At 60.7% G+C, this 12,424-nt stretch carries 12 protein-coding genes; 4 read left to right on the forward strand and 8 right to left on the reverse strand.

Annotated features, from left to right (window positions below; all coding sequences use genetic code 11):
* Positions 1–2: 2 nt before the first annotated feature.
* Together LQ249_RS00455 and LQ249_RS00460 are read right to left on the reverse strand one after the other, a co-directional pair.
* Complete coding sequence (locus LQ249_RS00455; RefSeq protein ID WP_169850591.1) at positions 3–2,036, reverse strand: ABC transporter permease subunit; 2,034 nt, start codon at positions 2,034–2,036, stop codon at positions 3–5.
* A 484-nt stretch (positions 2,037–2,520) separates the two neighbouring features.
* Positions 2,521–3,507 carry a phosphate ABC transporter substrate-binding protein PstS gene (locus LQ249_RS00460; protein WP_108525827.1) on the reverse strand — a complete coding sequence of 329 codons (987 nt, stop codon included), beginning with the start codon at positions 3,505–3,507 and terminating at the stop codon, positions 2,521–2,523.
* A gap of 305 nt (positions 3,508–3,812) precedes the next feature.
* On the opposite strand from LQ249_RS00460, the gene LQ249_RS00465 reads away from it, so the two are divergent.
* The gene (locus tag LQ249_RS00465; RefSeq protein ID WP_046485942.1) at positions 3,813–4,871 is read left to right on the forward strand and encodes a helix-turn-helix domain-containing protein; all 1,059 of its coding nucleotides are present in this window, start codon (positions 3,813–3,815) and stop codon (positions 4,869–4,871) included.
* Positions 4,868–5,359 (forward strand): hypothetical protein, encoded by a 492-nt coding sequence (locus tag LQ249_RS00470; protein WP_057005213.1) that lies wholly within the window; start codon positions 4,868–4,870, stop codon positions 5,357–5,359. Before LQ249_RS00465 ends, LQ249_RS00470 begins: the two co-directional genes overlap by 4 nt.
* 59 nt (positions 5,360–5,418) lie before the next feature.
* Here the strand turns inward: LQ249_RS00470 and LQ249_RS00475 are convergent, their stop codons facing one another.
* Positions 5,419–6,708: an MFS transporter gene (locus tag LQ249_RS00475; protein ID WP_017850005.1), complete on the reverse strand. Its 1,290-nt coding sequence runs from the start codon at positions 6,706–6,708 to the stop codon at positions 5,419–5,421.
* A gap of 468 nt (positions 6,709–7,176) precedes the next feature.
* On the opposite strand from LQ249_RS00475, the gene LQ249_RS00480 reads away from it, so the two are divergent.
* Positions 7,177–7,581: an acyl-CoA thioesterase gene (locus LQ249_RS00480; RefSeq protein ID WP_010566936.1), complete on the forward strand. Its 405-nt coding sequence runs from the start codon at positions 7,177–7,179 to the stop codon at positions 7,579–7,581.
* A gap of 57 nt (positions 7,582–7,638) precedes the next feature.
* A complete protein-coding gene (locus LQ249_RS00485) occupies positions 7,639–8,538 on the forward strand; it encodes a D-hexose-6-phosphate mutarotase (protein ID WP_046381618.1) in 900 nt (299 codons plus the stop codon).
* A gap of 53 nt (positions 8,539–8,591) precedes the next feature.
* On the opposite strand, the gene LQ249_RS00490 is transcribed toward LQ249_RS00485, so the two are convergent.
* From LQ249_RS00490 to LQ249_RS00510, 5 genes are all read right to left on the reverse strand, one after another.
* Complete coding sequence (locus LQ249_RS00490; protein WP_046381617.1) at positions 8,592–9,128, reverse strand: DUF3299 domain-containing protein; 537 nt, start codon at positions 9,126–9,128, stop codon at positions 8,592–8,594.
* A 78-nt stretch (positions 9,129–9,206) separates the two neighbouring features.
* Positions 9,207–9,452, reverse strand: coding sequence for a GlsB/YeaQ/YmgE family stress response membrane protein (locus tag LQ249_RS00495; RefSeq protein WP_046381616.1), 246 nt, complete (start codon positions 9,450–9,452; stop codon positions 9,207–9,209).
* 106 nt (positions 9,453–9,558) lie between these two features.
* The gene (locus LQ249_RS00500; RefSeq protein WP_046381615.1) at positions 9,559–10,644 is read right to left on the reverse strand and encodes a 5-(carboxyamino)imidazole ribonucleotide synthase; all 1,086 of its coding nucleotides are present in this window, start codon (positions 10,642–10,644) and stop codon (positions 9,559–9,561) included.
* Between the two features lie 11 nt (positions 10,645–10,655).
* Positions 10,656–11,147, reverse strand: a complete 492-nt coding sequence (gene purE / locus LQ249_RS00505) for a 5-(carboxyamino)imidazole ribonucleotide mutase (RefSeq protein WP_017850010.1) — start codon at positions 11,145–11,147, stop codon at positions 10,656–10,658.
* Positions 11,148–11,398: 251 nt separating this feature from the next.
* A complete protein-coding gene (locus LQ249_RS00510) occupies positions 11,399–12,307 on the reverse strand; it encodes a LysR substrate-binding domain-containing protein (RefSeq protein ID WP_017850011.1) in 909 nt (302 codons plus the stop codon).
* Positions 12,308–12,424: the final 117 nt, after the last annotated feature.

The following is a 12,424-nucleotide window of genomic DNA, read 5'->3' on the forward strand; positions in this document are numbered from 1 at the left end:
TCTTAAAGCGACGAGTATTTCTTGCGCAGACGCTGACGAATCAGCTCGGCGAGGGTGTTCATGATGAAGGTGAACAACAGCAGCACCAGCGCCGAGAGGAACAGCACGCGGTAGTGACTGCCGCCCACTTCCGACTCGGGCATTTCCACCGCGACGTTGGCCGCCAGGGTGCGCAGGCCTTCGAACAGGTTCATCTCCATCACCGGAGTGTTACCGGTGGCCATCAGCACGATCATGGTCTCGCCCACGGCGCGCCCCATGCCGATCATCAGCGCCGAGAAAATCCCCGGGCTGGCGGTCAGGATGACCACGCGGGTCATGGTCTGCCACGGCGTGGCGCCCAGGGCCAAAGAGCCCAGGGTCAGGCCGCGCGGCACGCTGAACACGGCGTCTTCGGCGATGGAGTAGATGTTCGGGATCACCGCGAACCCCATCGCCAGGCCGACGACCAGGGCGTTGCGCTGGTCATAGGTGATGCCCAGGTCATGGGAGATCCACATCCGCATGTCGCCGCCGAAGAACCAGGTTTCCAGGTACGGGCTCATGTACAGCGAGAGCCAGCCCACAAACAGGATCACCGGGATCAGGATCGCGCTTTCCCAGCCATCGGGAACCCGCAGGCGAATGGACTCAGGCAGGCGGCTGAAGATAAAACCGGCCACCAGGATGCCAATCGGCACCAGCATCAGCAGGCTGAAAATCCCCGGTAGATGCCCTTCGACATACGGCGCGAGGAACAGGCCGGCGAAGAAGCCGAGGATCACCGTCGGCATCGCTTCCATCAGCTCGATCACCGGCTTGACCTTGCGGCGCAGGCCCGGCGCCATGAAGTACGCAGTGTAGATCGCTGCGGCAACAGCCAGCGGCGCGGCCAGCAACATGGCGTAGAACGCGGCCTTCAGCGTACCGAAGGTCAGCGGCGCGAGGCTCATCTTGGGTTCGAAATCGGTGTTGGCGGCGGTCGATTGCCAGACGTATTTAGGCTCGTCGTAGTTTTCGTACCAGACCTTGCTCCACAGCGCGCTCCACGACACTTCCGGGTGCGGGTTGTCCAGCAGCAACGGTTGCAGCTTGCCGCCGGCTTCGACGATCACACGGTTGGCCCGTGGCGACAGGCCGAACACGCCCTGGCCATCGACCACCGGGTCCACCAGCAGGGTGCGGTGGGCGGTGCTGTGGAACACGCCGAACTTGCCGGAAGCGTCGAGGGCGGTGAAGCCTTTGCGGCGTTCTTCGGCGGTGATTTCAACGATGGGCGCAGTGCCCATCTCGAAGGTGCGGATCTGCTTCAGGCGCTGTTCGCCATCCGGGTCACGGGCCATGAACCACTGGGCCAGGCCGCCCTTGGAGTTACCGACGATCAGCGAGATACCACCCACCAGTTGGGTGCTGGCGGTGATTTCGGCGTCGCCGTCTTCCAGCAGTTTATAGCGACCGTTGAGGCTCTTGTCGCGCAGGCTGAACACATCCGCCAGGGCACGGCCGTTGATCACGTACAGCCATTGCTGGCGTGGGTCGATGAAGATCGCCTTCACCGGCTCGGTCATCTGCGGCAGCTCGATACGCTTCTGCTCGCTGGTGACTTCGCCGGTCATCATGTTTTCTTCACGGCTCAGGGACAGCACGTTCAAGTGCGAACCGGCCGAACCGGCCACCACCAGCGAGGTGTCGGTGACGTTCAGCGCGACGTGTTCCAGCGGGCGACCGGCGTCATCCAGCACGATCGGCGTTTCGCCGTAAGGGTATTCGATGGCCGGGCTGATGGTCTTCTTGCCGTCCGGGTAGGACACCTTGTAGGTGTGGCGGAACACCAGGGACTGGCCATTGGACAAACCGAGGATCACCAGCGGGCTGCCCGGCTGGTCTTTACCAATCGACACGACGCTGACGCCGGCCGCCAGCGGCAGGTCGATGCGCTTGAGTTCGGCGCCGGTGCTCACGTCGAAGAACAGCGCCTGGCCTTTGTCGGAAACCCGCATGGCGACTTGGTTCTGTTCTTCCAGCGAGATCATCAACGGCTTGCCCGCGTCTTGCATCCACGCCGGTGTCAGCGCGGCTTCCTTGGTCAACGAGGCGCCCTGGAACAAGGGCGCGACCACGTAGGCCAGGAAGAAGAAGATCAGAGTGATAGCGCCGAGGACGGCGAGGCCGCCGATCAGCACGTACCAACGGGTCAGGCGATCCTTGAGCGCGCGAATGCGGCGCTTGCGTTGCAACTCAGGCGTATTGAAGTCAATACGCTTGGGGGGAGAAGTCGTCGTCATAGTGGAATTGGCCAGATCATTCATGCGCACACCCTAGCGGTCCTGTATGACAGAAAGATGACAATGCAGTGACGCAAGAAATCCGCCGCATGGCAGAGCCGGCAGCGGACTAAAAATTAGGAGTTTCTGTAGGAGCGAGCTTGCTCGCGAAGAGCGTTAACGATAACGCGCTGCTTCTGAATAAACGCAGTGCTCTATCATCTTTCGCGAGCAAGCCCGCTCCTACAGAACGGCCGGTTTTACCCGGCCCAGCAACTTAGTTGCCTTCTTTCAGACCCAGGTCAGCCAGTGCCTTGGCGGCAACTTTGGCTGGCAGTGGGATGTAGCCGTCTTTGACCACAACTTCCTGGCCCTGCTTGGACAGAACCAGCTTCACGAACTCGGCTTCCAGCGGCGCCAGCGGCTTGTTCGGGGCTTTGTTGACGTAAACGTAGAGGAAACGCGACAGCGGGTATTTGCCGTTCAGGGCGTTTTCTTCGCTGTCTTCGATGAAGTCAGTGCTGCCTTTCTTGGCCAGGGCCACGGTCTTCACGCTGGCGGTCTTGTAGCCGATGCCCGAGTAACCGATGCCGTTCAGCGAGGAGCTGATCGACTGCACGACCGAAGCCGAGCCTGGTTGTTCGTTCACGTTAGGCTTGTAGTCGCCTTTGCACAGGGCTTCTTCTTTGAAGTAGCCGTAGGTGCCGGATACCGAGTTACGACCGAACAGTTGCACTGGCTTGTTGGCCAGGTCGCCGGTCACACCCAGGTCGCCCCAGGTTTTGACGTCGGCTTTGGCACCGCACAGGCGAGTCGAGGAGAAGATCGCGTCGACTTGTTCCATGGTCAGGTGCTTGATCGGGTTGTCCTTGTGCACGAACACGGCCAGGGCATCCACGGCAACCGGGATAGCGGTTGGCTTGTAGCCGTACTTCTGCTCGAAGGCCGCCAGTTCGGTGTCCTTCATCTTGCGGCTCATCGGGCCCAGGTTGGAGGTGCCTTCAGTCAGCGCAGGTGGCGCAGTGGCAGAACCAGCAGCTTGAATCTGGATGTTGACGTTCGGGTATTCCTTTTTGTAACCCTCGGCCCACAGGGTCATCAGGTTAGCCAGGGTATCGGAACCGACGCTGGACAAGTTGCCCGACACACCAGTGGTCTTCACGTAAGCCGGAATAGCCGGGTCAACACCAGCGGCCACCGCGTGGGCAGTCGCAACGCCAGCAGCGACAAAAGTCATTGCCGCCATCAAACGCTTCAGTTTCATGCCTTACTCCTAGCAGATAGGGATAGTTGGATCGGGGCCAAGTATTGATAGGCCGTGTGAACACTCTATGTCTGGAATATGACAATTAGATGAAAGGCCAGTATTGGAAAGGAATCAGGCTAGGCGCGAGAAATATGCGGAACAACTGGAGTTTGCGGGGCGGCAACGCTCATGTTGCTTGAATTTAGAAACACTTTGTAATCGTTGCTTCATCAACGCTGCCTGCAGCCTGACCAGCGAACGGCGAGTCCAAGGTTGACAAAACAAAACCAAAGCATAGTCTTGTCAACCTAAGGAGATCGCACATGATCAATGACCGGATTCGCCGCGCAAGGCTATTGCGTGGCATGTCGCTGGAAGCACTGGCGCTCAGTCTCGGCGATATAACCAAGCAAGGCCTGAGCAAATATGAAAAAGGGTTGAGTACCCCGAACTCGCGGCGCCTTCTACAATTGGCAAAGGCGCTGGAGGTGAGCCCTGAGTATTTTTTCCGCCCCCAAGCACTACCACTCGCGCCGCTGGAGTTCCGCAAACTGGCGAAAATGCCCAAATACCGCCAAGTACAGGTTGAGGAACAGATCCGCGAGCATCTAGAGCGGTACATCGCCCTTGAAGAGTGCTTCGATCCGTTGGATATCCAGACTGCCAAAACTCCCGCACAAATGCTGTCGGTGTCCTCAATTGACGACGCTGAACGAGCCGCAGATCAGCTCCGCAAATATTGGGGCATCGGTGAAGATCCTATCGCCCATCTGACTGAGCAATTGGAAGAGCATGGCATCAAGGTAGTAATGCTGGCAGGGCCCGATGATTTCGACGGTGCCTGCGCAGCCACTAATGAGGGCGAACATGTACTGATCGCATTGAATGCCCAGCGGCCAGGTGAGCGTATCCGCTTCACCGCAGCCCATGAATTGGGGCACTGGGTAATGAAACTGCCCGACGATATGCCGGAGCGAGATAAAGAAAACTGCTGTCACCGCTTTGCGGGGGCTTTTCTATATCCAGCTAAAAGCGTCACCGGCGATTTTGGGAGCCATCAACGTTCACGCGTCCACCCCCGTGAACTCTTGATAGCCAAACGCCAATATGGGCTCTCAATGCATGCAGCACTCCGTCGATTGAAGGACCTCAATCTACTGGGGGAAGGTGGTTACAAATCCCTAACCATCCAATTCAGTAGCAACGGTTGGCGCAAGGCGGAACCCGAACCGCTACCTTGCAAGCCGCCCCAGCGTTTCGAATCACTGGTGTTCTGGGGATTGGCGGAGGGCCTTATCACCAAATCAAGAGCGGCAGAGTTACTGCGGCGCCCAATAAAGGCTCTAGACCCCAATTTTTTGGGCTCACTGGAGAGTGCATGAGCCTGATCTATATCAGCGACACCAATATCTGGATTGACTTCAGAAATGCGGGATTGCTGGAGCATATGTTCAGGCTGCCATTCACTCTGTGCTGTACCGATTTCGTGATGCACGAACTTGAGGACTTCCCCCACGATGAACTGCTCGCTCGGGGGCTGGTTGTCGAGGCATTTGACGAAGGCGGTGTGCAGAAGCTCTTAACGCTTAAAGTCGAACACAACAACAGTTCCTTGGCTGACGTTTCCTGCTACTTGCTCGCACAAGCAACCGGAAGACCGCTACTCACTGGAGATGGAAAGCTCCGTCGCCAGGCCATTCGGGACGGACTGCAAGTGCATGGTGCGCTTTGGTTACTCGACCTAATGGTCGAATATCAGGTCATCAATAATGCCGTTGCAGCAACGGCACTAGAAAATATGCTGACCGGCGGCGCGCGCTTACCCGTATCAGAATGCCAAACCAGACTCTCGACTTGGCGCGTGATATAGAAAGTCAGCATGGACATTGGATAACCAATGAAACGACACCCCATCATGACTAAAGCTATCTACCGCCCGCGCTTCCACAGATACCCACCCACCCCCATCCCCATCACGCACAGGACGGCAACGTAGTAGGCCGGGCCCATCGGGCTTTCTTTCATCAGCAGCGACACCGCCAACGGCGTCAGCCCGCCGAACACGGCATAGGCCACGTTGTAGGAGAACGACAACCCGCTGAAGCGCACCACCGGTGGGAAGGCTTTCACCATCACGTAGGGCACCACGCCGATGGTGCCGACAAACAGGCCGGTCAGGGCGTACAGCGGGAACAGCCAGTCAGGGTGGTCCAGCAGGCTGTGATACAGCGTCCAGGAGGTCGCCAGCAACAGTGCGCAACCGACCACCAGTATGCGGCCGGCACCGAAGCGGTCGGCCAGGGCGCCGGAGGCAATGCAGCCCAGGCTCAGGGTCACGATGGCCAGGCTGTTGGCTTGCAGCGCAACGGTCGGGCTGAAGTGGTAGAGGGTCTGCAGCACGGTCGGGGTCATCAGGATGACGACTACCACGCCGGCCGACAGCAGCCAGGTCAGCAGCATCGACAGCACGATGGCGCCACGGTGGTCGCGCAGCACCGCGCGCAGCGGCAGTTCGGCGGCCAGAGCCTTGCGTTGCTGCATCTCGGCGAAGATCGGCGTTTCATGCAGCCAGCGGCGCAAGTACACCGACAGCAGGCCGAACACACCGCCGAGCAGGAACGGGATACGCCAGGCGTAATCGGAGACCTGCTCCGGGCTGTAGAGCGTGTTGATGGCGGTGGCCACCAGCGAACCCAACAGGATGCCGGCGGTGAGGCCGCTGGTCAGGGTGCCGCAGGCGTAGCCGATGTGGCGTGGCGGCACGTGTTCGGAGACGAACACCCAGGCGCCCGGGACTTCGCCGCCGATCGCCGCGCCCTGGATCACGCGCATCAACAGCAACAGGATCGGCGCCCACAGGCCGATCTGCGCGTAGGTCGGCAGCAGGCCCATGATCAGGGTCGGCACGGCCATCATGAAGATGCTCAGGGTGAACATTTTCTTGCGCCCCAGCAGGTCACCGAAGTGCGCCATGATGATGCCGCCCAGGGGCCGCGCCAGGTAACCGGCGGCGAAGATGCCGAAGGTCTGCATCATGCGCAGCCACTCGGGCATGTCGGCGGGGAAGAACAGTTTTCCGACCACGGTGGCGAAAAACACGAAGATGATGAAGTCGTAGAACTCCAGCGCCCCGCCCAAGGCAGACAGCGACAGGGTTTTGTAGTCGTTGCGGGTCAGCGGGCGCGACGGTTGCGCACTGCTTGCGGGCACGGAGGACATGGCAAGGCTTCTCTTATAGTAATCAGCGTAATAAAGACGGCACGCCCTGGACTTGCGGCGGTCTGGCAAGATAGCAAATCGCCGGAAAAAGCACAGCGTCGAACGGTTGATAGCGCAGCGCGGTGAACTATTCACGGCGCAGGGAGTCGGTCAACCAGGGCAGGAGAACAGTTGCCGGAAAAAGCTCCGTTACAGCGTCTATTTACCGACCAAATGAGCGCCGAGAGGTCGTCGCGACGCCAGCGTCTCGATATACTCGGCCCTTGCAAGCGCCAGACCCGCAGTCTTGAGGGGCTGCTGTGCCAAAACGCCGTTGGGTGCCATCCAGCCGGTTTGGCAGAGTTTCCCTTTAGTACGCCTTACGAGAAACACAGCTCGCGTCGTGCGTTGGTGCTGAAATGTTTTTCTACAAGACGGCTATCCATTTGAAACACCCATGAAGCGTCACGGCTCAGAGGCACCCTCGGCATGATCGAACTCGAACAAGAAGATCCCATCCCACAAGGCGATCTCGCCCTGCAAATCACCGCGCTTCCGCGTGAAACCAACGGTTTCGGCGATATCTTCGGCGGCTGGCTGGTCTCGCAGATGGACCTGGCCGGTACGGCCATGGCCAGCAAGGTCGCAGGCGGGCGTGTCGCCACCGTGGCCATTGATCGCATGGCGTTCCTGGTGCCGGTGGCCGTGGGCGCGCAATTGTCCTTCTATACCCAGGCCCTGGAAATCGGCCGCAGCTCGATCCAGATGATGGTCGAAGTGTGGAGCGACGACCCGCTGTCCAGCGAATGGCGCAAGGTCACCGAGGCGGTGTTCGTGTTCGTCGCCATCGATGGCAGCGGCCGCACCCGTTCGGTACCGTCGCGAGCGCGTTAAACCTCGCCGGGTTTTGACGGTCAATTGCCCCATGCCTGCTATTAAGAGTGCTTTGTTATGCCGACGCCCCACGTTGAATCCGTGAAAATCGACGAGCTGGACTGCTGGCGCATCCGCCACAACGGCGCCGAGCTGATGGTGGCCCAACAGGGCGCGCACCTCTTCAGTTACCAACGCGCAGGCGAACAGCCGCTGATCTGGCCGAACAAGGCAGCCGTCTTCAAGGCTGGCAAAGGCATCCGCACCGGCGTACCGGTGTGCTGGCCGTGGTTCGGCGTGTTCGATCGCAACCCACACAGCGTGCAGGCCATGCGCCAGAGCGACCAGCCCGCGGGCGCCCACGGTTTCGTGCGTACTGCACTCTGGGAATTGGCCGCCACCGAACTCGAAGGTGACACCCTGCGCGTCGACCTGGTGCTCCCCGTACCCGCGGGCGGCTTCCCCGGCTGGCCGCATCAGGTCGACCTGAAGCTGAGCCTGCGCCTGGACGATCACCTGCACATCGGCCTGACCAGTCATAACCGTGGCACCGACACCGTGACCCTCAGCCAGGCGTTGCACACCTACTTCGCCGTGAGCGATGTGCGCAACGTGCAGGTCGAGGGCCTGGACGGGCTTGCGTATATCGATACCGCCGACGGCTGGGCCACCCGGCAACAGGCTGGGCCGCTGCACTTCGGCGCCGAGACCGACCGCATCTACCTCGACACCCCCGCGCAGTTGCACATCGTCGATAACGACTGGCAGCGGCGCGTCCGGCTCAGCAGCGAAGGCTCCCACTCGACCGTGATCTGGAACCCCTGGACCGAACGTGCCAAGGCCTTCGACGACATGGCCGACGACGGCTGGCAGGGCATGCTGTGCATCGAGACGGCGAATGTGCTGGATGACGTGGTGACGCTGGCGCCGGGCGAAAGCCACACCTTGGGCGTGAGCATCACCAGTAGCGCTTTGTAAACCCAATCAAAATGTGGGAGCAAGCTCCCTCCCACATTGGTCGGTGTTGTGGTTTAGAGATCCGACTCCTTCACCGCCCGCACCTTGCCCGCATCCAGCGCATACGCCGCATCGGCCAGGTCGTTATTGACCGTCTCCACCTTCAACGTGCCCGTGACCCACAGCGGCGTGTAGATATCATCCAGCTTCAACCCCTTGGGGTAACGCACCAGCACCAATTGGTTCGGCGGCGGTGGCGGCACGTGGATGCACGCGCCTGGGTACGGCACCAGGAAAAACAGGGTGCTGCGGCCCTTGGCGTCGGTTTCCAAGGGCACCGGGTAACCGCCGATGCGGATGTTCTTGCCGTTCATGGCGGCCACGGTCTTGGTGGAATACATCACCGCCGGCAACCCTTTGCTCTGCTTCAAGCCACCTTTGTCGGTAAAGGTGCCCTGGGCTTCGGGAGAGTTGTGGTCGATTTCCGGCATTTGTTCGAGGGCTTTCTGGTCCGACAGCGGCATCAGGTCGAGCCAGTCGGTTTCCGGCAGTTCGCCAGCATGAGCCAGGCCTGGGCCCAGCAGGAGAAACATCAAGAGGAGACGGCGCATGGAGGAGCTCGACAAGGTAAACAGTGCCGGCATTCTAGCCCTCTGCGCCTGCGCAGCGCAGAGGACTTTGTCGCTCGATTAGTTCTTTTTGATCAGGCCGTAGATCACCAGCAGCACAATGGCACCCACCAATGCGCCGATGAAACCCGCGCCCTGGCCTGCCTGGTAGATACCCAGTGCCTGACCGCCGTAGGTGGCGGCAAGGGAGCCGGCGATACCCAGCAGGATGGTCATGATCCAGCCCATGCTGTCGTCGCCGGGCTTGAGGAAACGCGCCAGCAGGCCGACGATCAGGCCGATAAAGATGGTTCCGATGATACCCATGGCATTTCCCTCTGATTGAATGTGAGTCATGAAAAAGCCTAGCCAGGCTTTATCATCCTGCAATCAGAGAGACGGCGGCCACCAATGGTTCCCGCCGCCCCCGGGATTATTGCTCGGCGATCAACGCTTCGACCTTGAGGATCTGCGCTTGCAGCGTCGCGCGGTCCTGGCAACGCAGGTTGGCGTGGCCGACCTTGCGCCCGGTCTTGAAAGCCTTGCCGTAGTGATGCAGGTGGCAGTCGTCGATGGCGATGACTTTTTCAACCGGCGGGACCACGCCGATGAAGTTGAGCATGGCGCTCTCGCCCACCTTGGCTGTGGAGCCCAGCGGCAAGCCTGCCACCGCGCGCAGGTGGTTCTCGAACTGGCTGCACTCGGCGCCTTCGGTGGTCCAGTGCCCGGAGTTGTGCACACGCGGGGCGATTTCGTTGGCCTTCAGGCCACCGTCGACTTCAAAGAACTCGAACGCCATCACGCCGACATATTCCAGCTGCTTGAGCACACGGCTGGAATAGTCTTCGGCCAGGGCCTGTAACGGATGGTCGGTGCTGGCCACGGACAGTTTGAGAATGCCGTTGTCGTGGGTGTTGTGGACCAACGGGTAGAAGCGGGTCTCGCCATCGCGGGCACGCACGGCGATCAGCGAAACTTCGCCGGTGAACGGCACGAAGCCTTCCAACAGGCAGGCCACGCTGCCCAGTTCGGCGAAGGTGCCGACCACATCGGCGGCGGTGCGCAGGACTTTCTGGCCCTTGCCGTCGTAACCCAGGGTACGGGTTTTCAGCACGGCCGGCAGGCCGATGCTGGCGACGGCGGCGTCCAGGTCCGCCTGGGACTGGATATCGGCGAAGGCCGGGGTCGGAATGCCCAGGTCCTTGAACATGCTCTTCTCGAACCAGCGGTCACGGGCGATGCGCAAGGCTTCGGCGCTCGGGTAGACCGGCACGAACTGCGAGAGGAAGGCCACGGTTTCGGCCGGGACGCTTTCGAACTCGAAGGTCACCAGGTCGACTTCTTCGGCCAGTTGGCGCAGATGGTCCGGGTCGCTGTAGTCAGCGCGCAGGTGTTCACCCAACGCGGCCGCACAGGCATCCGGCGCCGGGTCCAGGAAAGCGAAGTTCATCCCCAGCGGCGTTCCCGCCAGGGCCAGCATGCGACCCAGTTGGCCGCCACCGATTACACCGATTTTCATCGTCAACAACCTCAGGCGATACGTGGGTCTGGATTGTCCAGCACGCTGTCTGTCTGCTCAGCACGGAATTTTTTCAGCATCGCGTGGAACTGCGGGTGCTTGGCGCCCAGGATGCTGGCGGACAGCAAGGCGGCGTTGATTGCGCCGGCCTTGCCGATCGCCAGGGTCGCCACCGGGATACCGGCCGGCATCTGCACGATGGACAACAGCGAATCCACGCCCGAGAGCATCGACGACTGCACCGGCACGCCGAGTACCGGCAGGTGGGTCTTGGCCGCACACATGCCTGGCAGGTGCGCTGCACCGCCGGCACCGGCGATGATCACCTCGATGCCACGGGATTCTGCTTCATCGGCATACTGGAACAGCAAATCCGGGGTGCGGTGGGCAGAGACCACTTTCACTTCATACGGAATGCCGAGTTTTTCCAGCATATCGGCGGTGTGGCTAAGGGTGGACCAATCGGACTTGGAGCCCATGATCACGCCAACCAATGCACTCATCGTCGTGCCTCTTCTCTCTGGGCGCCCGCAGGCGCGTCAAAAAACAACAAGCCACGCGGGAAATCCGGCGTGGCTTGGTGTACGAAATTTGGCCGGTTGGACCGGCCGAAGGCCGCGCAGTATACCGTAATAACGCAGATAAACAGCCCCTGGAATGACCATCTGTCTAGCGGCGCAAACCGGCGGTTTTATTGACTTATGAGTCAGCGAAAACCCCACAAAACCCCTCCCACAGTTAAGCGGTGCTGGACTCACGTATTCTGCGCGGCTCCACCTTCCAGCTTGCGCCACAACAACCGCACGTTTGCCTTACGCACCAAGGCACAGCGGTACAAACGAATCTCCAACGGCACATGCCACTGCGGACCGCCGCAGACCACCAGCTCACCCCGGGCCAACTCGGCACGCACGCTCAGTTGCGGCACCCAGGCGATGCCCAGGCCTTCCAGGGCCATGCTTTTGAGGCTGTCGGCCATCGCGGTTTCGTAAACCGTGGTGAAGCGCAGGGCACGTTGGCGCAACAGCAGGTTCACCGAACGCCCCAGAAATGCCCCGGCGCTGTAGGCCAGCAGCGGCACACTGCCTTCACCTTCCAGGTCGAACAGTGGCTTGCCCTCGGCATCGGCGGCGCACACCGGGAGCATTTCGGTATTGCCCAGGTGCAGTGACGGGAAGATCTCCGGGTCCATCTGCATTGCCGCGTCGGGGTCGTAGAACGCCAGCATCAAATCGCAGCCGCCTTCGCGCAGGGCATGCACGGCATCACCGACGTTGGTGGCGACCAGCCGGGTGGCAATGTTCAGGCCTTCGTTGCGCAACTGCGCGATCCAGCGCGGGAAGAAGCCCAGCGCCAGGGAGTGGGCCGCCGCCACTTGCATGACTTCGCCCTGCCCGCCTTCCAGATGGTGCAAATGGCGCAGTACTTCACCGAGCTGCTCGACCACCGTGCGCGCGGTCACCAGAAACAACTGCCCCGCCGCCGTCAATTCCACCGGCGTGCGCGAGCGGTTGACCAGGGTCAGGCCCAGCGCGGCTTCGAGGCTGCGGATACGTCGACTGAACGCCGGCTGGGTGACAAAGCGCCGCTCAGCAGCCTGGGAAAAGCTGCGCGTCGCCGCCAGGGCGCTGAAGTCTTCCAGCCATTTGCTCTCAAGGTTCATCAGTTCCTCCCACGGGTATGCACCATTTTGGCACACACGCCCGCCATGATAGCCGGGTCACACGCCTATTATGCCGTTTGTGCATAGGCCAGTGTTTAACAGCATTGGCCCAAAAAC

The organism is Pseudomonas sp. 7-41 (assembly GCF_021233075.1).
GTDB classification, from domain to species: Bacteria; Pseudomonadota; Gammaproteobacteria; order Pseudomonadales; family Pseudomonadaceae; genus Aquipseudomonas; species Aquipseudomonas veronii.

Excerpts from the sequence above, each read along its gene's own strand:
- LQ249_RS00490 (WP_046381617.1), bottom strand. The coding sequence starts at position 9,128 with ATGCGCCGTCTCCTCTTGATGTTTCTCCTGCTGGGCCCAGGCCTGGCT.
- LQ249_RS00465 (WP_046485942.1), top strand. The coding sequence starts at position 3,813 with ATGATCAATGACCGGATTCGCCGCGCAAGGCTATTGCGTGGCATGTCG.
- LQ249_RS00495 (WP_046381616.1), bottom strand. The coding sequence starts at position 9,452 with ATGGGTATCATCGGAACCATCTTTATCGGCCTGATCGTCGGCCTGCTG.
- LQ249_RS00470 (WP_057005213.1), top strand. The coding sequence starts at position 4,868 with ATGAGCCTGATCTATATCAGCGACACCAATATCTGGATTGACTTCAGA.
- LQ249_RS00475 (WP_017850005.1), bottom strand. The coding sequence starts at position 6,708 with ATGTCCTCCGTGCCCGCAAGCAGTGCGCAACCGTCGCGCCCGCTGACC.
- purE (WP_017850010.1), bottom strand. The coding sequence starts at position 11,147 with ATGAGTGCATTGGTTGGCGTGATCATGGGCTCCAAGTCCGATTGGTCC.
- LQ249_RS00480 (WP_010566936.1), top strand. The coding sequence starts at position 7,177 with ATGATCGAACTCGAACAAGAAGATCCCATCCCACAAGGCGATCTCGCC.
- LQ249_RS00460 (WP_108525827.1), bottom strand. The coding sequence starts at position 3,507 with ATGAAACTGAAGCGTTTGATGGCGGCAATGACTTTTGTCGCTGCTGGC.
- LQ249_RS00500 (WP_046381615.1), bottom strand. The coding sequence starts at position 10,644 with ATGAAAATCGGTGTAATCGGTGGCGGCCAACTGGGTCGCATGCTGGCC.
- LQ249_RS00485 (WP_046381618.1), top strand. The coding sequence starts at position 7,639 with ATGCCGACGCCCCACGTTGAATCCGTGAAAATCGACGAGCTGGACTGC.
- LQ249_RS00455 (WP_169850591.1), bottom strand. The coding sequence starts at position 2,036 with ATGCAAGACGCGGGCAAGCCGTTGATGATCTCGCTGGAAGAACAGAAC.
- LQ249_RS00510 (WP_017850011.1), bottom strand. The coding sequence starts at position 12,307 with ATGAACCTTGAGAGCAAATGGCTGGAAGACTTCAGCGCCCTGGCGGCG.